Annotated in this window: 19 protein-coding genes; 15 read left to right on the top strand and 4 right to left on the bottom strand. The window is 40.9% G+C overall.

Annotated elements, in window-relative coordinates; all coding sequences use genetic code 11:
* Nucleotides 1–174 precede the first annotated feature (174 nt).
* The 4 genes from GXP67_RS33185 (at nt 175) to GXP67_RS33170 (ending at nt 4272) form a co-directional block, all read left to right on the top strand.
* Nucleotides 175–849, top strand: coding sequence for an RNA ligase family protein (locus GXP67_RS33185; RefSeq protein ID WP_162447096.1), 675 nt, complete (start codon nt 175–177; stop codon nt 847–849).
* Nucleotides 827–1927 carry an AAA family ATPase gene (locus GXP67_RS33180; protein WP_162447095.1) on the top strand — a complete coding sequence of 367 codons (1101 nt, stop codon included), beginning with the start codon at nt 827–829 and terminating at the stop codon, nt 1925–1927. Before GXP67_RS33185 ends, GXP67_RS33180 begins: the two co-directional genes overlap by 23 nt.
* A 54-nt stretch (nt 1928–1981) precedes the next feature.
* Complete coding sequence (locus GXP67_RS33175) at nt 1982–2761, top strand: hypothetical protein (protein ID WP_162447094.1); 780 nt, start codon at nt 1982–1984, stop codon at nt 2759–2761.
* 77 nt (nt 2762–2838) lie between these two features.
* Complete coding sequence (locus GXP67_RS33170; protein ID WP_162447093.1) at nt 2839–4272, top strand: dihydrolipoyl dehydrogenase family protein; 1434 nt, start codon at nt 2839–2841, stop codon at nt 4270–4272.
* A gap of 92 nt (nt 4273–4364) precedes the next feature.
* On the opposite strand, the gene nfi is transcribed toward GXP67_RS33170, so the two are convergent.
* On the bottom strand, nt 4365–5030 hold the full coding sequence (gene nfi / locus GXP67_RS33165) for a deoxyribonuclease V (protein ID WP_162447092.1): 666 nt from the start codon (nt 5028–5030) through the stop codon (nt 4365–4367).
* A gap of 183 nt (nt 5031–5213) precedes the next feature.
* On the opposite strand from nfi, the gene GXP67_RS37625 reads away from it, so the two are divergent.
* From GXP67_RS37625 to GXP67_RS33125, 8 genes are all read left to right on the top strand, one after another.
* Nucleotides 5214–5885, top strand: coding sequence for a HepT-like ribonuclease domain-containing protein (locus GXP67_RS37625; RefSeq protein WP_162447091.1), 672 nt, complete (start codon nt 5214–5216; stop codon nt 5883–5885).
* A gap of 497 nt (nt 5886–6382) precedes the next feature.
* Nucleotides 6383–6898 (top strand): acyl-CoA thioesterase, encoded by a 516-nt coding sequence (locus GXP67_RS33155; protein ID WP_162447090.1) that lies wholly within the window; start codon nt 6383–6385, stop codon nt 6896–6898.
* Nucleotides 6899–7047: 149 nt separating this feature from the next.
* Nucleotides 7048–7770 (top strand): class I SAM-dependent methyltransferase, encoded by a 723-nt coding sequence (locus GXP67_RS33150; protein WP_162447089.1) that lies wholly within the window; start codon nt 7048–7050, stop codon nt 7768–7770.
* The gene (locus GXP67_RS33145) at nt 7767–9029 is read left to right on the top strand and encodes a glycosyltransferase family 4 protein (protein ID WP_162447088.1); all 1263 of its coding nucleotides are present in this window, start codon (nt 7767–7769) and stop codon (nt 9027–9029) included. The genes GXP67_RS33150 and GXP67_RS33145 overlap by 4 nt, the downstream gene beginning before the upstream one ends.
* Before the next feature lie 70 nt (nt 9030–9099).
* Nucleotides 9100–9864 (top strand): glycosyltransferase family 2 protein, encoded by a 765-nt coding sequence (locus GXP67_RS33140; RefSeq protein WP_162447087.1) that lies wholly within the window; start codon nt 9100–9102, stop codon nt 9862–9864.
* A 331-nt stretch (nt 9865–10195) separates the two neighbouring features.
* Complete coding sequence (locus GXP67_RS33135) at nt 10196–11284, top strand: SPFH domain-containing protein (RefSeq protein ID WP_162447086.1); 1089 nt, start codon at nt 10196–10198, stop codon at nt 11282–11284.
* 67 nt (nt 11285–11351) lie between these two features.
* Nucleotides 11352–11762 carry a hypothetical protein gene (locus GXP67_RS33130; RefSeq protein ID WP_162447085.1) on the top strand — a complete coding sequence of 137 codons (411 nt, stop codon included), beginning with the start codon at nt 11352–11354 and terminating at the stop codon, nt 11760–11762.
* Nucleotides 11763–11896: 134 nt separating this feature from the next.
* The gene (locus GXP67_RS33125) at nt 11897–13108 is read left to right on the top strand and encodes a TFIIB-type zinc ribbon-containing protein (protein WP_197901602.1); all 1212 of its coding nucleotides are present in this window, start codon (nt 11897–11899) and stop codon (nt 13106–13108) included.
* A 50-nt stretch (nt 13109–13158) separates the two neighbouring features.
* On the opposite strand, the gene GXP67_RS33120 is transcribed toward GXP67_RS33125, so the two are convergent.
* Complete coding sequence (locus tag GXP67_RS33120; RefSeq protein WP_162447084.1) at nt 13159–14136, bottom strand: glycosyltransferase; 978 nt, start codon at nt 14134–14136, stop codon at nt 13159–13161.
* 118 nt (nt 14137–14254) lie between these two features.
* Here GXP67_RS33120 and GXP67_RS33115 point away from each other — a divergent pair, with 118 nt between their 5' ends.
* A complete protein-coding gene (locus GXP67_RS33115) occupies nt 14255–14440 on the top strand; it encodes a FeoB-associated Cys-rich membrane protein (RefSeq protein WP_162447083.1) in 186 nt (61 codons plus the stop codon).
* A gap of 14 nt (nt 14441–14454) precedes the next feature.
* Here the strand turns inward: GXP67_RS33115 and GXP67_RS33110 are convergent, their stop codons facing one another.
* Complete coding sequence (locus GXP67_RS33110) at nt 14455–15543, bottom strand: DUF6624 domain-containing protein (protein ID WP_162447082.1); 1089 nt, start codon at nt 15541–15543, stop codon at nt 14455–14457.
* Between the two features lie 37 nt (nt 15544–15580).
* Nucleotides 15581–16996, bottom strand: a complete 1416-nt coding sequence (locus GXP67_RS33105) for a glycoside hydrolase family 140 protein (RefSeq protein WP_162447081.1) — start codon at nt 16994–16996, stop codon at nt 15581–15583.
* A 170-nt stretch (nt 16997–17166) separates the two neighbouring features.
* On the opposite strand from GXP67_RS33105, the gene GXP67_RS33100 reads away from it, so the two are divergent.
* Together GXP67_RS33100 and GXP67_RS33095 are read left to right on the top strand one after the other, a co-directional pair.
* Nucleotides 17167–17928: a hypothetical protein gene (locus GXP67_RS33100; RefSeq protein ID WP_394351950.1), complete on the top strand. Its 762-nt coding sequence runs from the start codon at nt 17167–17169 to the stop codon at nt 17926–17928.
* Between the two features lie 57 nt (nt 17929–17985).
* Nucleotides 17986–18543, top strand: a complete 558-nt coding sequence (locus tag GXP67_RS33095; RefSeq protein ID WP_162447080.1) for a GNAT family N-acetyltransferase — start codon at nt 17986–17988, stop codon at nt 18541–18543.
* Nucleotides 18544–18580 lie beyond the last annotated feature (37 nt).

Genomic DNA, 18580 nt, shown 5'->3' with positions numbered 1-18580 from the left:
CCATTCTATGTCACGCATCATATTATAAGAATATCATACACATACTTGCTTTTTAAGCAGAATTACGTGTGTTAGTTTTTTCCTGAAATCATTTGAAACTGCTAGGTTCACTTCTGATTATTTACTTATTTTTAAACTTCTGGATCTGTACAAAAGATAATTGCCCGTTGTTCCATGACTCCACCCCGTTTTAAATATCCCCGTACCTTTCATCTGCCTTACTCCCTCAAAAAAGGGGCAGATGATAAAGTATTGCTTTCGGATGAGATCTTTGCTGGTAAACCTGTCGTAGTAACTGAGAAAATGGATGGAGAAAACACAACAGTTTATTCCGATTATCTGCATGCCCGCTCTATTGATTCGGATTGGGACGAATCCAAACGCTGGCTCGACCGGCTTCGCAGTATGATTACCCACGATATACCAGCTGGTTGGCGGTTATGCGGAGAAAACTTATTTTACAAGCATACCATTCATTATACACATCTGGAAACCTTGTTTTATGTTTATTCCATGTGGGATGAAAATAATAGTTGTTTATCCTGGCCACAAACATTAGAGTGGTGTAAACTATTACAACTAAAACCTATTCCAGTGATATATGAAGGAATATATAGCAGGCAAGCTATACTGAATGCGTTTCATCAATATTCTGCTTCGGTGCCTGATCCGGTAGAGGGATTTGTGGTGAGAATAGCAGAAGGATTTTCGTATAAGGATTTCAGTCTGTCTGTGGCTAAATTTGTTACGGACACTTTCCAGATCACAACCAGCAAACATTGGAAATACGATGTAAAAGAATTGAATCAATTAAGGAATAACCAAAATGTCTGGGAAATTATTAGCTGACTATCCGGTGGTACAGGATTACCGGGAATATTTTGATGCCATGAAGTCTACCATGCAGGACCGTATTCATCACCAGGAAGGAGATGTGTATACGCATACGGAAATGGTACTGAATGCACTATTAAATCTGGAAGAATACAAGCATCTTTCCAGATATGAGAAACTGATTCTGGAATACACTACGCTCTTTCATGATATTGCCAAACCTGCTACCTATACATTGCTGGATGATAACCGGATTACCCACCCCCGGCATGGTTCTATGGGTGCCAATATAGCCAGGCAGATTCTGGACAAAGAAAATTATAAGTTTCATTTTATTTCGGCTGTGTATTATACCGTCCTCTTTCACGGGTATCCGTTCTGGCTATTTCAAAAAGAAAACCCTTTCCGGACTGTGATTACTACCAGCCTGCTTACAAGTAATAAGCTGTTATATATTTTCGCAAAAGCCGACTTGCTGGGCAGGGTCTGCGGAGATGCAGAAGATATGCTTTATAAACTGGAATTATTTAAAGAATACTGCCTGGATCATGATTGTTATGATACTCCCAAAAGTTTTGCTTCCGATTACGACCGTTTCTATTATTTCAATGTGAATGATTCCTATCCGGATACAGAATTATATCACCAGTATGCGTTTAATATTTATATGATGTCTGGTTTGCCGGCATCCGGAAAAGACAGCTATATTCACAGGCGCTGGGGAGGGGAATTGCCAATAATTTCTTTAGACGATATCCGGGAAGAACTCGACATTGCACCCACAGATAATCAGGGCAGGGTAATTCGACTAGCCAAAGAAAAAAGCAAGGAATATTGCCGCAAAAAGCAGTCTTTTATCTGGAATGCCACCAATATCAGCCGGAATATGCGCAGCCAGCTGATAGATACCTGGCTTCCCTATCATCCGAAAATCAATATTATTTTCCTGTTTAAAAACATCAACCAGGTACTCATTGACAATGCCGGAAGGGAAAAAGAGTTTAAAATTTCCAGCAGCAAAATCCTGGCCATGCACCAGAAAGTTCAGTTCCCCACCGAAATGGAATGCCATAATCTGGAGGTGGTTTTATAGCTTACTTCATGATGCGATAAAAAAAGAGAAGGCCAATAAGTCAGAGGTAAAAGTATGAACAGAAAGCTGCATGGCATTGATGCAATTTTAGTAATAGCATTATTATTACTATCCTTTTCATTTTATATTCCAGGATATTTCCGGGAGTTAATGCAGCATGAATCTGTTGCAGACATAATATTATTTAATTTTTTTGGTTTTACTGCCTTCTATTCCCTGCTGCTCATTCCCATAGGTTTAATTCTATATTTTTATAAGAAGTATAGAATTAGCCTTGTTTTATCTTCAATATTGATTTTAATGCAATTAGGCCTTGAAAATGGCATCCAGTCAATATTTACTGGTAGTCTAGGTATTACTGAGTATCTGATTCATCTATTTGGAATAGGACTTGTATTGTGCTCCTTTAAGTTCTTAAAGAATGATGAAAATGTTAATTTCAGAATACTCATTTATACTTTAGCTATTACATATATCTTATTCTTACTTTTTTTGACATTGATCATCAATTCTGTTGACGAACAACACCCTTTTATTTTAACTGTTCTTCTGCTACTATTTGTAAATGATATTAGCAAAAAAATCAGTCAACAGAAGTTTAATGGTTTATATTTCGTATTCACGTTCATTTGCCTTTATACTTTAACCATATTTGGAAAGTGTAATATTGAGTTTGTACTTGATAGTGGTATTGTAAATTGGAAATCAGATAATTTATTTAATAGATGCGGCACTTACTATGTATGGCTTGGGTTTGCCTTAACAATTCATTATTGTACATTATATAAGCTAAGAGCGAAAAAAACTTCATTCTCAATGAGTAGGTCTCTATGATATAGCCATCCTGATTTATACCCCCCAAATGTATTCTTCATATAACCCTGATTTAATAAGATTTCTCAACTCTCATCATGCCTCAATCCCCTCTTTATGACATCATTGTAATTGGAGCTGGTTCTGCAGGACTCAGTATCGCCTTACCAATGCATGAGTTTGGCTTTAAGGTGCTCCTTATCGATAAATCAGACCATCAGATCGGAGGCGATTGCCTGAATGATGGCTGCGTGCCCAGCAAGTCGCTGATTCATGTGGCCAGACAAGTGTATCAGGCAAACCATTCTCAGGAATTTGGGATGAATATATCAGGAAAAGTGGATATGAGCAAAGTATGGAAATATGTAAAAGAAAGGCAGAATATAATCCGGAAACATGAAAATGCGGCTTTTTTCCGGAATATGGGTATAGAGGTAGCTTTGGGCACCGCCAGCTTTGTATCTGCCGATGAGATAGAAGTGAGTGGCCAGGTGTACAAAGGGAAAAAGATAGTGATTGCTACAGGTTCCAGGCCCAAAAAACTGCAGATCCCGGGAATAGAACAAGTAAAATGGTATGACAATCAAAGCATTTTTGCCATTGATTTTTTGCCGGATAAACTGCTCGTAATTGGAGGTGGTCCTATTGGCGTAGAACTTGGCCAGGCATTTAGCAGGCTAGGTTCTCAGGTAAGTATCGTTCACAATAAAGCCCATATTTTAGACAAAGAAGAACCTGAGATCACTACAATCCTGCAAGAACGACTATTGAAAGAAGGCATTACATTTCACTTGCAGGCAGAAGTACTATCATTTACAAATAGTAACACAGTAGCGGTCCGGCAGGATGACAAACAACTTTCGTTAACATTTGATGCTGTTCTCGTGGCAGCCGGAAGAGAATTAAATATTGAAAGCTTACAATTGTCAACAGCAGGTATTGAAACTGAAAACGGAAACATAAAGGTGAATAAATACCTGCAAACTACCAACAAACATGTATTTGTATGCGGCGATGTAGCCGGAAATTTAAAATTCTCTCATGCAGCTGAACAACAGGCTACTATTCTGCTCAACAATTTTCTTTCTCCACTAAAAAAACCACTGGATAACAAGCATATGTCCTGGGTAACTTTTACGGACCCTGAAGTAGCTACTTTTGGTTATTCACTGAAAGAATTAAAGGATAAAAAAATAGCCTTTGAAAAGCTGAGTTTGGATTTTGATGAAGATGACCGGGCGGTGGTAGAAGACTATCAGTATGGCAAACTCATCTTGTATATAGAACAGAAAAAGCTATTGAATCAGAATCCAAAAATCCTCGGCGGCACCATGATTGCTCCCAATGCCGGCGAACTCATCCAGGAACTCATTTTAGCTAACAGCGCTGGTATGGGTATAGAAGCCTTGTTTAACAAAATCTACCCCTATCCTACCGCTTCAGCTGTAAATAAACGTATCATTCTCAACAAAAAAAGAGAACAACTCACGCCCTTTGTCAAAAAAGTCCTGCACACCTTGTATAATATATAGTCTTGGGTGTTTAGCCTATTTGTTGTAAGTCTTCATTTAGAAGATATAGATTTTTTAAACTCCATACTGACCAATGACTACTGATCATTCTTTTATTTTTTCCTCGATGCCAGATTATGTGCCAGCCTGGTAGTTTCCGGTAAACGGTACTTAGTAGTACAGCGCATCACATAATCAATAGCTGTCGGCAGACTCACCTTATGGCCAGTGGAAATAAACAGCGGATTGATTTTATCCCTGGTCCGCAGTACAGCCCCGATGGTTTCCTGTTTGTGTATCAGCGGTTCCCAGCTTCCTTTTTCCATAGCAGGCATTTCATATTTCCCTACCAGTAATGATTTTCCGACACCAATGGTAGGTTTGTCGATCAGAATACCTAGGTGGCTGGCAATACCAAGTCTTCGGGGATGTGCAATGCCCATTCCATCCACTAAAATCAGGTCAGGGTTGGTTTGCAGTTGCTCCAGTGCTTCGAGCAAAGCCGGAATTTCCCGGAAGGAAAGTAAGCCTGGAATATAGGGGAAAGTAGTTGGTTTTCTGGCCAGAGACGATTCTACCAGTTGCAATTCTGGAAAGGTGAGCACCACCACAGCGGCTCTTGTTACCGTACCATCTTCTTCAAAACCAACATCTACTCCAGCCACATGATTTACAGGTCCTATTTGATCTGTAAGCACTACCTGGGAACGTAATTCCTGCTGTAAGGCGACAGCTTCTGAGGCAGTTTGAGGCCAGTTTTTAGGATAATTTATATACATAACCGGATAAAACTATAAAAAATAATATTTTACTTTTTGTACTTCTTGACAGACGAAAATATTTGTCTTATGTTTAGTGCCTGTATGCTTTTGCACATACAAACGGGCTAATTATTTTTAATGTAAACTTAAACTTATTATTCACGTACATTCCCAAGATTACCTATGAATACTACTTTTATTATGGAAACTCGAGAAGAAGATAGAATACATTTATTGGGCATAGCCGACTCTATCCGGGAAATACAAGGGTATCTCGGACGGGCAGATTATGATACCTATGCTCAGCGTGAAGACATTCGTGAGTCGGTGATTGGTCAGTTGAATCAAATCGGCGGAGCAGCTGCTATGCTTTCCGACGAATTCAAAGATAAATATGCCGATGTAGACTGGGATGTACTGAAAGGATTACAGTATGCCCATTTTGATCAGGAACTCGAACTGGATCTACACCCCCAGTGGCACATCGTAAAAAATGATCTACCTATAGTAATGGATGATATAATGGATTTGCTTACCAACATAGAACGCGAAGAAGCTATGGAGGCTGAAATAGGCCCTGCCGATGAGCCGGTAGAAAATCCTGGTGCGATGCCTTATTTTACAGAAAATGTGGCCGACCTGCGCGAAACCCGAATGGAATTCGATGATGATGATGCTTTTGACGATGACGAAGAAGATGATTTTGATGATGATATCTTCGACGAAAACGTAGATGTGGATAACCTTGATATGGAAGACGATAGCTTTATAGACCGCCGTTTCACCGATGATGACCTGATGGATGATTCTTCGCTGGACGATGATGTATTCGACGATGATGAAGAAGAGGAACTCGATGACGATGAATTTTAACTAAGGTTCAGTTAATATCTCAGCTATACATTTGTAAACAAAAACCCGGTTAAAATTAAAACCGGGTTTTTGTATTCTATGTTTATACTAAAGTATAATTTACTTTTCTTAGTAACTGACAATTCTTGATCCAGCCATTTTCAACTCAATAAGCTATAATTTTATCTTAATACAATCATAAATTTGCATCAGACACATCAAGCAATAATCTTCGTTTGATATTTTTAATACCTCCCTTCAACAGTAATCATCTTATATTAATAGTAAAACCTTTGCAATGAAGGAAAGCAACAAAATAACTCATTCTAAGAATTGTTAAGTGCAAATCATTTCTAATAACCAGCACTGAACCGCTATCGACGATATAGTATAAAGTAGGTTTACAAATGTATCAATCTGCAAAAAGTTGATCTTCAAACATTTTACTACCAACTAGCAACAAACAACCAACAACGATTTAGTATAAGTTGTATCTTTGTGCCTTGCCTAATAAATGTATGGATAAAGAATTGGTTAAAGAGCTTGAAAGTGAACTCATTATCCGCTTTCAGGATTGTGACCCTTTCGGTCATTTGAATAATGCCAAATACCTGGATTATTTTTTTAACGCCCGTGCCGACCAAACCTTATTATATTACGGATGGAGCCCCTTAAAACTTTCGCAGGAATTTGATGCCCATTGGGTAGTAACCCATCATCAGATTTCTTACCTGCGTCCAGCCATGTTTGGGGAAACAGTTGCTGTAAAAACCTCGCTTATATATTTTGACCATAATTCCATTACCACCGAATGCCAGATGCTCAGCCAGGAAAAGAATGGATTAAAAGCCATGATCTGGACAACCCTAAGGAATGTGTCCATGCAAACCGGCAAAAGTGCTCCACATTCTGAGAAACTCAATCAATTACTGGAACGGATGATCATTCCGGATACACATTATACACCCTTAGGCTTTAACGACCGGCTGGAACAACTCAAAACTCATTACAAGACGATTAGGGGTGAAGTGTAACAGTTATTTCACGCTAATCAACCAAATGGAATGTATCCTAAAAAGTCTATTTACAATTGTATAATTCTAAATTAATACTCATTCAAGCTTCCGGAAATTAATCCTGTTATTATAAAATAGAATCTGTTTCAACTCGCCAGCAATTACCCATGTTTAAAACCTTTCTCAGGATTTATAAATACCAGCAGTTTCACATCAATATTCTCAGTATTTTTATCAATCCCTTTTATTTTATCCGCAAAGGTTTATACCAGGGAATCCGGCAGTATGCCCCCATGCTCAAAGGCAGGATCATGGATTTTGGTTGTGGAAGCAAACCATACCGGGATTTATTTACCGTTGACCATTACATTGGCGTTGATATAGAAGTGAGTGGCCATTCCCACGATAAGGAAGAGATTGATGTGTATTATGATGGCAAAACCATTCCATTCGAAAATAATTATTTTGATGGTGTATTCAGCAGTGAGGTTTTTGAGCATATTTTTAATTTAGACCAGATTCTTTCAGAAATACACCGGGTATTGAAACCAGGGGCTACTGCCTTGTTCACGATTCCTTTTGTGTGGGACGAACATGAAATACCATACGATTATGGACGCTATGCTTCTTTTGGCATCCGCCATATGCTGGAGCAAAAAGGATTTGAGATATTAAACCTGGATAAATCCACTCATTTTCTGGAAGTATGGTTTCAGTTATGGAATCTATATCTGCACAACCTGATATTTACAAAAAATAAATACGTGAACATTTTTCTGAACCTGATTTTTATATTTCCTTTTACCCTGATTGGAATTATCTTAACCAATATTTTACCCAAACAACGGGGATTGTATCACAACAGCATTGTTTTCGCCCGTAAAAAATGAAAGTTACCCTCGTTAATACATTTCAGTTTAGCGGCGGAGCGGCTGTGGCATGCTACCGGCTCATGCAGGCATTAAATAAAAATCAGGTAGATGCCAGCCTGCTTGTGCAACAACAGAGTTTCGAAGATGCAAGTGTAGAGTCCATTGGTGATTCTTTTCCTGGAAAACAAAAAGCATGGCTCCGGTTTTCTGCCGACCGGTTCTATTTTATGCTGCATGAAAAAAACAAAGGAGTACGGTTTGCTTTTTCTCCGGCCAATATAGGTACTGATATCAGCCAGCACCCTTTTATTCAGCAGGCCGATATCATTCATTTGCACTGGATTAATTTTGGATTTCTGTCGTTGGATTCTTTACAGCAACTGATTGATTTAGGAAAGCCCATCGTCTGGACCATGCATGATATGTGGGCCTTTACCGGGGGTTGCCATTACAGCGGAGAGTGCAAACGATACCTAAGCCATTGCCATTCCTGCCCTTTCCTGCGAAATCCACACCCCAAAGATCTTTCGTATCGGGTATTTGAAAACAAGTTTGCCCTGTTAGCCAATGCTTCCATCTCTTTTGTTGCCTGCAGCCAGTGGCTGGCTGGGCTGGCAAAAGACAGCCGCTTGTTAAAAGAATTTCCAATAATTTCCATTCCTAATCCTATAGATACCAGTACTTATACTCCAGCTAATAAAACAGTTGTCCGGAAGGCTTTATCGCTGCCGACCAACAAAAAATTGATCTTGTTTGGAGCGTTTAAAATCACAGATCCCAGAAAAGGATTTATCTACCTGTTGCAGGCACTTCACCTGTTGCAAGAAAAATACCCTGAAACATCAGAGGAATTAGGATTGCTGGTATTTGGCAAAACTGATCAGGCTTTGATGGAAGAACTTCCTTTTCCGGTATTTAGCCTGGGGACCATTACCGAAACGTCGAAGTTGGTGCAGGTTTATAATGCAGCCAGTGTATTCGTACTTCCCTCTCTGGAGGATAATCTGCCCAATACGGTAATGGAATCTCTGTCCTGCGGTACACCGGTAGTAGCTTTTGATACAGGTGGCCTTCCGGAAATGATAAGCCATCTCTCAACCGGATACCTGTCTGAGTATAAGTCTGCTGAAAGTTTGGCGGAAGGCATCTATGAAGTTCTCTTCAAACAGGATTATACAACCCTCAGCCGGAGTGCCCGTCAAAAAGTACTGGATACCTATTCAGAAAGTGCAGTCGCAGAAAAATATAAGGCTTTGTATAAAAATTTACTTGGGTAATTTTGGTTTTGTTTATACTTGTATAGCAGTAAAACCAAATGTACTAAGTTATCCATTTTAAAAATTCGTTTTGCCAGAATCTCCATTAATTTCCATTATTACCGTTACCTACAATGCTGCCTCTGTACTGGAAGCTACAATCCAGAGTGTAATTGGGCAGAATTTCCGTAATTTTGAATACATTATTATTGATGGCGCTTCCACAGATGGCACCCTGGAAATCATCCGCAAATACGGGGAACATATCTCCTACTGGGTGAGTGAGCCGGACAAAGGATTATATGATGCCATGAACAAAGGCTTGAAGGCGGCCAAAGGCAAATATGTCTGGTTTATGAATGCGGGTGATAAAATTTATAACAAGGAAACGCTGAAACTGATATTTAGTCAGTCAATGGAAGCGGATGTATTGTATGGCGATGCTTTATTTTTTCAGGCAGACGGAAAAGAAAATGGTCTGCGAAGCCAGGTAACGCCTCATCAGTTACCCGCTAACCTCAACTGGAAATCTTTGCAATACGGAATGGTGGTATGTCATCAATCGTTTATTGTAAAAAAAGAAATTGCTCCCTTATATGATCTGTCGCATCCGTACAGCGCCGACGTAGACTGGGAAATTCAATGCCTCAAACATGCCAGAGACATTGTTCATACCGGCCTGGTATTATGCCGCTATCTTACCGGCGGATTTTCAAAAAAACATCTCTATCGTTCTTTAGCCGACCGGTTTGATGTGCTGCGGTCTAATTATGGAATATTCCAAACGCTTAAAAGTCATGTCTGGATTACCATTCGGGGGATTTTCTTCGTATTGAAGCGCAAAAAAGGGTATTAGCCGTTGGTCAATGGTCATTAGTCAGTAGTCATTGGTTTTAGTCACTTGACAAAAGTCATATTTAGAACCATATATCTGATCTGATTATACTTGAACCCCTATTTACTGATTACTTCCAGGCAGCTATAAATTTTCCTACTGACTATTGACCAATGACTTCCGGTTACCCTTTGCCTATTTTCCCATTAAACCAGTCAATACATTTCCGTAGATTGTCGTCTGTGGCACCCCATACGAACAACTAACAACGAATAACCAACAACGATTTGGTATTATTGGCAAAACCCTTTACTTTGAATAACATTCATTTCACCATCAACACAACGAATCTATGGGCCTCTGGAGTAAATTAACCAACGAATTTATCGATATTATTGAATGGGTAGATCCGACCAATAATACCATGGTATACCGTTTTCCCCGCTATCAGAATGAGATCAAGAATGGCGCAAAATTAATTGTACGGGAATCGCAGGTCGCTATCCTCATCAGTGAAGGCCGGCTGGCGGATATTTATGACATGGCCGGCACGTACGAACTAACTACGCAGAATATGCCCATCCTTTCTACCCTGAGAGGCTGGAAATATGGCTTTAACAGCCCATTTAAGGCTGAAGTATACTTTATCAGTACCAAGCAGTTTACCAACCTGAAATGGGGTACCAAAAACCCGGTAATGCTCCGTGATGCGGAATTCGGTCCGGTACGCTTGCGGGCTTTTGGTTCGTATGCCCTCAGAATTCAGCAAGACCCCACCAAATTTTTACTGGAAGTAGTTGGAACAGATGGAGAGTTCAGTACTGAAGAGATCAGCGAACAATTACGGAATATAGTAGTTTCCCGGTTTGTTGATATACTTGGCGAAAGCAAAATTCCGATCCTGGACCTGGTAGCTAACTATGATGAACTTTCTAAATACGTAACGGAACGAATCACTGACGATTTCGACCAGTATGGACTGAAAGTAACCAAATTACTCGTAGAAAATATTTCCCTGCCACCAGAAGTAGAAGCCGCCCTGGACAAACGCAGCAGCATGGGCATTATTGGTAACCTGAATGACTATACCCAGTTCCAGGCAGCTAATTCATTGGGAAAAGGTGGCACCGGCGCTGATGCGTTGAATGCCGGAATCGGATTAGCGATGGGCAGCCAGATGGCCAATAAAATGAACCAGCCTAACCAGAACTCCGGTTCAACCCCACCCCCTTTGCCAGCAGAAAGTGCCTATTATGTAGCAGTAAACGGAAAACAAAGCGGCCCCTTCCCTATCTCTACCCTCAACCAGATGGCACAGCAAGGCAACCTTCAAAGGGAGAGTCTGGTATGGAAAGCCGGTATGCCTCAATGGACAGCCGCTAAAGATATAGGAGAACTCAACAATTTGTTCGGCTCTGTTCCTCCGCCGTTGCCAATTTAATAATACTGGTCTAACAATTTATCGAAGATACAGTAAATCAATATTTTCAGAGATATTAGACAACCGGATGCGGATCGATACAAAAGTAGTCATGAGTTTGTGTGCTGTCATGCTGGGTATATGGGGAGTATTACTTTCTTTTTTACCTGAGGAACTAGCCAGTTTATTCGGGTGGACAGAAGCTAATTTTATCATTTTGCAAATGCTGGGCGCTTTGTATTTTAGTTTTGCCATAATCAACTGGACAGCTAAAGCAAACATTATCGGAGGAATTTATGGAAGGCCGATAGCAATAGGTAATTTTACTCACTTTGTTATTGGTTCCATCACCCTCCTGAAATGGGTAATGGATAATACGGCTGACATAATCTGGATAGCTATCACCATAGTTTATGTACTCTTTGCGACCCTATTTGTGAGGATATTATTTACTCATCCAAGATTAAAATCTAAAGAAAAAGTGTCCAGCATCAGCTAAATGACTGTAAATATTTATACAAAACTATCTTATTTTTGGCCTTTACTGTTTCAAATACTGATGTTGAAATAGTAAAGGCTTTTCATTCAAAATATATCACATTCGCTCATTCTCATAATCATTTCTTTTACTTAATGGAGCAAACGTTTAGTCCGCAAACTGACAACCTGAAATTTCCCTGCAAGCAATGTGGTGCTTATTTAGTATTTGCCCCCGGTAGTTCGCATATGAAATGCCCCTACTGTGGCACCGAAAATGAGATTGAAACCCGCCTGGAAGAAATTGAGGAAATAGATTACAAAAGTTTTATTGCCAGTGGCGTTTTGCAGGCCGACAAACAACAGATAGCCGTTGTAAAATGTACCTCCTGTGGCGCTGAAAGTTCGCTCAAACCCAATGTTACCTCCGATGATTGTCCGTTTTGTGGTACAGCACTGGTTGTTAGTTCTGGTAGTTTATGTACCGTACTGAAACCAAAATCACTGCTTCCGTTTAAGATTGATCAGAAAAATGGGTTTGGTTTGTTTAAAACCTGGCTCGATGGTCTCTGGTTTGCCCCTAATGATTTGAAGCATTTTGCAGACAACCACGAAAAGCTCAATGGGATGTATATTCCCTACTGGACGTTTGATTGTAATACCAAAAGCCAGTATTCCGGCGAAAGAGGCGATAATTACACTACCACTGAAACATATACGACCAATGAAAACGGTAAAACGGTTACCAAAACCAGGCAGGTAACTAAAATACGCTGGCGTTCTGCATCTGGTACGGTGCGCAATGAGTTTGATGATGTAATGGTGGTAGCCAGTCATTCCTTGCCGGGCAATTATATCCGCGAGCTGGAACCCTGGGATACCAAAAACTTAGTACCATTTAACGAGCAATACCTGAGTGGTTTTCGCACGGAAACCTACCAGGTAGATGTACGGGCTGGATTTGAAGAAGCCAAACGTATCATGGACGATACCATCCGGGCTACCATTTGCCAGGATATTGGAGGCGATCATCAGCGCATTCATTCGGTAAATACTACCTATGCTAACATTACCTTTAAACATGTATTACTGCCCATCTGGCTGAGTGCTTACCGTTATAAGGGCAAAGTATTCCGCTTTATGGTAAATGGACGTACCGGGGAAGTACAAGGCGAACGTCCGTATAGCTGGATCAAAATTGCCCTGGCCATTCTGGCTTTTGCTTTACTAGTGGCTGTTATTCTATTTGTCACACAGGGCAAAAAAATGAGTATGCATGGTCTGGACAATCCGGAGTTTTTCTTTGCTACATTGAACTGGGATGTGGGCAAACTTTACTTTACTACCATGCTGACGGGCTGGTTATAAGGGTTAAATCTGATAGCGGGAACGTATTTTCCCGCTATCAGATTTAATTCCTAATACTTCCTTCCTTTCCATATGATCTTTCCCGGCCAGACATAATACAATAAGCTGGCAAATGAAACTACCATAAAATAGGGTTCAAACACCCATACATAAGGCAGCAGCCTGGGTTGATTCAAGCGGTTAATTATCCATAGCAATATACCTGCCTGAAAGATAGTTTTCACCAAAAGAAATCCTGCAGCCAGCCAGGGGAAATAAAAGAACAAAATTAGTAGAAGCGGAAAAAACAAAGCCTGTACAAGTAAAGGCAATACCAGGTAAAAAGGCAGTTGGAATGCACCTTTCATCCAGCGCTTCCGCTGCTGTAACCATTCCCTACTATCTCCGGCAGGTTCTGTATAAGCCAGAGCCTTTTCTTGTACAACCTGTTCAAAACCGAACTTGCGCTGTACAACTTCCCGGAACAAAGCATAATCTTCGGTCACCGAAAAAGGCAGATTTTCATAGCCGCCAGTTGCCAGGTAAGCCTTCCGGCTCACCATCATATTGTTTCCCAGAGCCGATACAGGAATGTTAACTTGTGCTGACAGATACATCAGTCCCTGGGCATAAAGCCAGTCGAGGGATTGCAGTATATCAAACATGCGGCTCCCCTTTACTGCTGTAGTACCACTTACAATACCTGTTTCCGGCTGGCAGGCTTGCAGCATGGTTTCTACCCAGTGCCTTGCAACTTCTATATCTGCATCGGTAATAAATAAATATTCTCCTCTGGCTTGTGATGCCAGTTGCGCCAATACATTGGCTTTTCCTTTAGCATATCCAACTGAATGAGTAATATTAATTAGCTTAAAATGTGATCTTCCCCGAATATATTGATTGATTCTTTCCTCCGTCCTGTCTTCAGAAGCATCATTGCCAATCAGAATTTCAAGATCTTCGACTGGATAAGATAAGTTGTCAATGGCTTGCAGGCAATTGAGTATTGTATGTTCTTCATTACGGGCAGCAATCAGGATAGAAACCAAAGGTTTAGTATTTAATCCTGCAAAATAGGAATACTGCTTGTAGTTATTTATTAAATAATGCGGTTTGTGAACTTTTTTGAAAGCTATTGGGTAATTTTGATAACCAACTCTGCTTCCAGTGATTGAGCAAATTGTCATCGGCATTATTTTTATCCTGGCTCTGGGCTATCTGTTCCAGGTAGTCCGGAAGAACTTCTCTACCAAACAAACTTCCGGCTGCGCAAAAGGCTGTGGTACCTGCAGTGCTTCGGAAGTAAAAACCGTGGAAGCTAAAAAAACCGAAAGGAAATTAGTTCAGGTTTAACGACTAATATTCTCCTACCAAAACACCTTTTTAATACTTTCCTTCTCTAACTCTGCATTATCCAAAATGTGAATAGCTTCAGGCGGAATTCTTTCAATAAATTTTCTATTAAATGCACCATCGCCAATAAAACCAAAAATACCATACCCGGATTGGAAATTGAATCCCTCGTTCTGATAATTCTTATAGCGTTCCCAGGGAAGCAATAAGACATTATTCATTTCAAATAATATTTTTCTTCTCCATTCTTCTATTGTTTCCAAACCAACATCTTTTCGAACCTGGTCAGAAGTAGTTAAATCAGCAATTTTGAATTTGTGTTCAACCACAATAGTTGTATCCAGTTTTGTAAACAGATTGCTTTTATATTTATGCTGTAGCAATTGTTCCTCATATTGAACAAATTCTCTGGGAGAAAGCTTTCCCATCTTTACCTGTTCCAATAAGGTAGCAGATAAATCGTAGTAACCCTGCTGGTAATGATGCAGGATGATGATTGATGGAAGTGAGCTATGAAAATTATTATCTACAAGGCCCACCAGATTTTCGTCCGGATACCCATACTGGCTGATAATTTCCCTGATGCGTTTTACATTTGCCATATCAATACCAAAAATGGTATCTCCGTGTACACCATAGGAACCAGGCATTCTCCGGAAATGCTGGTCTTTTTCATTCAAAGAAAGAATTTCATTGCGTAGAGAAATATTGATCCTCGACAGATATGCTTTTCTTCGTTTGGGATAGGTTTGCATAAGCTTCTTCCATACTTTCTCTTTCTTGATAGAAGAAAATGCTTGCCTATTGAAAAAGCGGCTATCCATTCCTTTATCTATCAATAAGCCGGAATACCTGGTGGCTTCCCTATAATTTTTATTCTGAATAGCACATAAAGCTGCATTATAATAATCAATAGCAAAAGGCTGTTCTACTGCTTTAAATGCTTGCTTGTAATAATTGGAGGCTTCCCCAAATGACAGTTGGGTAATGGCAATTTCTGCCTTGCGGATGAATGGATAATAGTCTTCAACAAAGTTTACTTCCTGTGCTTGAAGTATCGCTACTTGAAACAGGAGAATAAAAAGAAGAATGGCTTTTCTCATATTACCTACTGTTTAGGTAAAAGTTTGCTATAACAAATTATATTTTCCTGGTTACTACTTTCTGCGGCTCCTTATAATTTTTGCTGGCATCATCCAGAATCAGAATCCAGTCCTTTCCTAAACCTTTGGAAGGCGGTGTAAAGCTGTGTGTTCCTGTATTATTTACTGCTTCAACTGGTGTGGATTTGCCTTCGCGTGGGTCAAACCAGAATCCTTTTACCTGTTTACCGGAAATTTTGCCCATTGCCAGCGTAAATGGCCTTCCAGTGGTGGTGTACACAAACAGATAATCTTTTCCTCTGGTGGCCTGAATCCTGTCGCCCTCGGCGTAGGCATCTGTAGTAAGCAGTGACTGGTCTGGCACACGGTCAAGTATGGGCCTGGATTCCATTAAGGCACGTACATGGGTCATATCTTCAGCACCGGGCAGGTCAATAGATTCGAACCAGGGTTTTAAAGGTCCATTCACCGCTTTCCGGTTGGGTGCATACATTTGCCAGACGGCATGACATCCATAGGTATGTCCGAAAGCACCGGCAAACAAGTCCAGATAAGCTGCCCGGCGTACATCGTAGGCAGCAGAATAACCCAGGTCTTTGGCATTGAAACAAACCGGATGATCCTCGTAAATGGGTTCGCCATCCATGGTAGGTTTTACAGGTGTTAAATTATAATCATGGGTGATTTTCTCATACAGATTGCTATTGCGGCAATGTCCGGTCTGGAACATATTAAAATCCAGCCATTCGTCGTTGTGGAACCAGGTAGATGAGCCCCCATCCTCTTTCGGCTGCGGATGATAGGTCATCGTGGTTTTGTCTGTACCGCCAGCTCCGGCTATTATACCTTCTGCCATAGCCCGCCAGATGGCGATATCTTTTTCGTCCCTGGGATTGCGGTCACCGCCCAATACCCAGATGATGGGTTTATTTGCGTAGCGTTTGCCCAGAAATTGCCCGTATACCTTAGCACTCTGCGTAGTAAAAATTTCAGGGCCAGCCCCCCATTTGTCTTTAAAAATCTTATCGCCCCAGGTAGGCAGCATGCTGATATATAATCCCAGTGACTGGGCTTTGTTTACGATATAATCCACATGTTTAAAATAGTCTTCGTTGGGCTGGGTAGGGTCATTGTTTTTCAGCGGTATATGCCCATAGGGGTTGGGATCGGTTAAGCCGTCAAGTTCTGCCAGCGCTACCGCCTGAATGACTGTAAAACCTTTGTCAGCCCGGTTTTGCAGATAGCGGTCAGCTTCTTCCCGGTTGAGGCGGTGAAACAGTTCCCAGGCCGTATCTCCCAGGTAGAAAAACGGTGTTCCATCGGCTTTCACCAGATAGCGTTTATTAGGACTTACTTTCAACTGGGCCATAAGCGGATGGGTTATAAATAAAGTGGCTACCAGTAGAGTAGACAGCAGGCGGAAGAGGATATGTCTCAGGGTTGGGATAAACATTTGTCACGGATTTTGAACTGTCTTAAAGCTATAAAATAAGATACAACTTTGAAAAACTTGTAACTAATTAATATTTCCTGCCGTTAACCTGAGTAAAATTCAGCCCGTTTGGGCGCATGTAATAGCACTACATACTTCATTTTTTTAACCAAACAAACCACACAATTTTTATGGAAAATACACCAAGAAACCCATTTTCTGATTCAGACGAAAACACCAGGAATAGTACCAACCGCGACTCTTTGGGCAATGCTTCCGGCTACTCATCCGACAGCGATCTGACCGGTAACGACAGCCTGACCAGAAATGACGACCTTACCACAGGAAATTATAGCACCACCAATAGTGAATCGGCACCCATGCCAACCGTTGGAAGCGCATCCAGCAATTTTTCTACCACCAATGCAGCCAGCAACCCAAGATTGCTTACCGGTATGTTCAGGGACCGGGATAGTGCTGAACGTGCGTATAGTTCGCTGAGAGCCCGCGGCTATTCTGATAACGATATTAACCTGATGATGTCGGATGATACCCGCAAAAAACATTTCAGCAAAGACCATGATAGCCATGATACTGGCCTGGGCAACAAAGCCATGGAAGGTGCCGGCGTGGGTTCTGCCATTGGCGGAACGCTTGGAGCCATTGTAGGTGCCATTGCTGCCGCAGGTACAGCTGTTGCACTACCAGGTTTAGGACTTATAATTGCCGGACCGATTGCAGCCGGATTAGCCGGTGCAGGCGCAGGCGGATTAACCGGGGGTGTGCTGGGCGCTTTAGTAGGTTCAGGAATTCCCGAAGACCGTGCCAGAGAATATGAGGAAGGCGTTAAAGAAGGAGGCATTGTAATGGGTGTGAATCCACGTACAGAAGAAGATGCAGTCCATTTTGAAAATGAATGGAGAAACAGCCGGGGAGAAAAAATCTATAGATAGAACCCTTGCTATTATTATATATTTATAAAACTCCGGTACTTTTGCCGGAGTTTTTGTTTGCTATTACCATCCTTTTATATCACCACCTTAAAAAATAATAGCCAGGTTCGCATCCGTTTATTGCAGTGGGAAGATGAAGAAAAATTGCTAGCTTACTTTGCCAGTTTTTCTCCGGAAACCAGAAATCGTTTTGGTCCCCACCCTTTTGATGCAAGCACTGTTCACCAGATTTGTACTAACCTGGAACAGGATGATATACAGCGGTACATAGCCGAAACCCTGGACGGAAAACAGATAGTAGCCTATATGCTGATGAAGCATGGTACGCTGGAAAAAGACGCTGAGCGCATGCATACCTATGGATTAGATACCTTAGGCAATGCCTTCACCTTTGCACCTTCCATTGCCGATTCCTATCAGAGTTCTGGTTTGGGAAGTATTATGCTTACATATATTCTTGCCAGTCTACCTGCCAGGAAGATCATATTGTGGGGAGGTGTACAAGCCAGTAATCAAAGAGCGGTCAGCTATTATACTAAATTCGGCTTTCATAAAGTAGGCACCTTTGAATACCATAACGGGACTAACTACGACATGATACGGGAGCCAACCTAGCTTATTAGTTTGCACTCAATAGTTATTTGTATTTTTC

Origin of the sequence: Rhodocytophaga rosea, assembly GCF_010119975.1 — a bacterium.
Classification (GTDB): domain Bacteria; phylum Bacteroidota; class Bacteroidia; order Cytophagales; family 172606-1; genus Rhodocytophaga; species Rhodocytophaga rosea.
This window is presented reverse-complemented; position numbering and strand designations above follow the sequence as displayed.

Excerpts from the sequence above, each read along its gene's own strand:
- GXP67_RS33180 (WP_162447095.1), top strand. The coding sequence starts at position 827 with ATGTCTGGGAAATTATTAGCTGACTATCCGGTGGTACAGGATTACCGG.
- GXP67_RS33185 (WP_162447096.1), top strand. The coding sequence starts at position 175 with ATGACTCCACCCCGTTTTAAATATCCCCGTACCTTTCATCTGCCTTAC.
- GXP67_RS33170 (WP_162447093.1), top strand. The coding sequence starts at position 2,839 with ATGCCTCAATCCCCTCTTTATGACATCATTGTAATTGGAGCTGGTTCT.
- GXP67_RS33155 (WP_162447090.1), top strand. The coding sequence starts at position 6,383 with ATGGATAAAGAATTGGTTAAAGAGCTTGAAAGTGAACTCATTATCCGC.
- GXP67_RS33100 (WP_394351950.1), top strand. The coding sequence starts at position 17,167 with ATGGAAAATACACCAAGAAACCCATTTTCTGATTCAGACGAAAACACC.
- GXP67_RS33175 (WP_162447094.1), top strand. The coding sequence starts at position 1,982 with ATGAACAGAAAGCTGCATGGCATTGATGCAATTTTAGTAATAGCATTA.
- GXP67_RS33145 (WP_162447088.1), top strand. The coding sequence starts at position 7,767 with ATGAAAGTTACCCTCGTTAATACATTTCAGTTTAGCGGCGGAGCGGCT.
- GXP67_RS33125 (WP_197901602.1), top strand. The coding sequence starts at position 11,897 with ATGGAGCAAACGTTTAGTCCGCAAACTGACAACCTGAAATTTCCCTGC.
- nfi (WP_162447092.1), bottom strand. The coding sequence starts at position 5,030 with ATGTATATAAATTATCCTAAAAACTGGCCTCAAACTGCCTCAGAAGCT.
- GXP67_RS33135 (WP_162447086.1), top strand. The coding sequence starts at position 10,196 with ATGGGCCTCTGGAGTAAATTAACCAACGAATTTATCGATATTATTGAA.
- GXP67_RS33110 (WP_162447082.1), bottom strand. The coding sequence starts at position 15,543 with ATGAGAAAAGCCATTCTTCTTTTTATTCTCCTGTTTCAAGTAGCGATA.
- GXP67_RS33105 (WP_162447081.1), bottom strand. The coding sequence starts at position 16,996 with ATGTTTATCCCAACCCTGAGACATATCCTCTTCCGCCTGCTGTCTACT.
- GXP67_RS33150 (WP_162447089.1), top strand. The coding sequence starts at position 7,048 with ATGTTTAAAACCTTTCTCAGGATTTATAAATACCAGCAGTTTCACATC.
- GXP67_RS37625 (WP_162447091.1), top strand. The coding sequence starts at position 5,214 with ATGGAAACTCGAGAAGAAGATAGAATACATTTATTGGGCATAGCCGAC.
- GXP67_RS33130 (WP_162447085.1), top strand. The coding sequence starts at position 11,352 with ATGCGGATCGATACAAAAGTAGTCATGAGTTTGTGTGCTGTCATGCTG.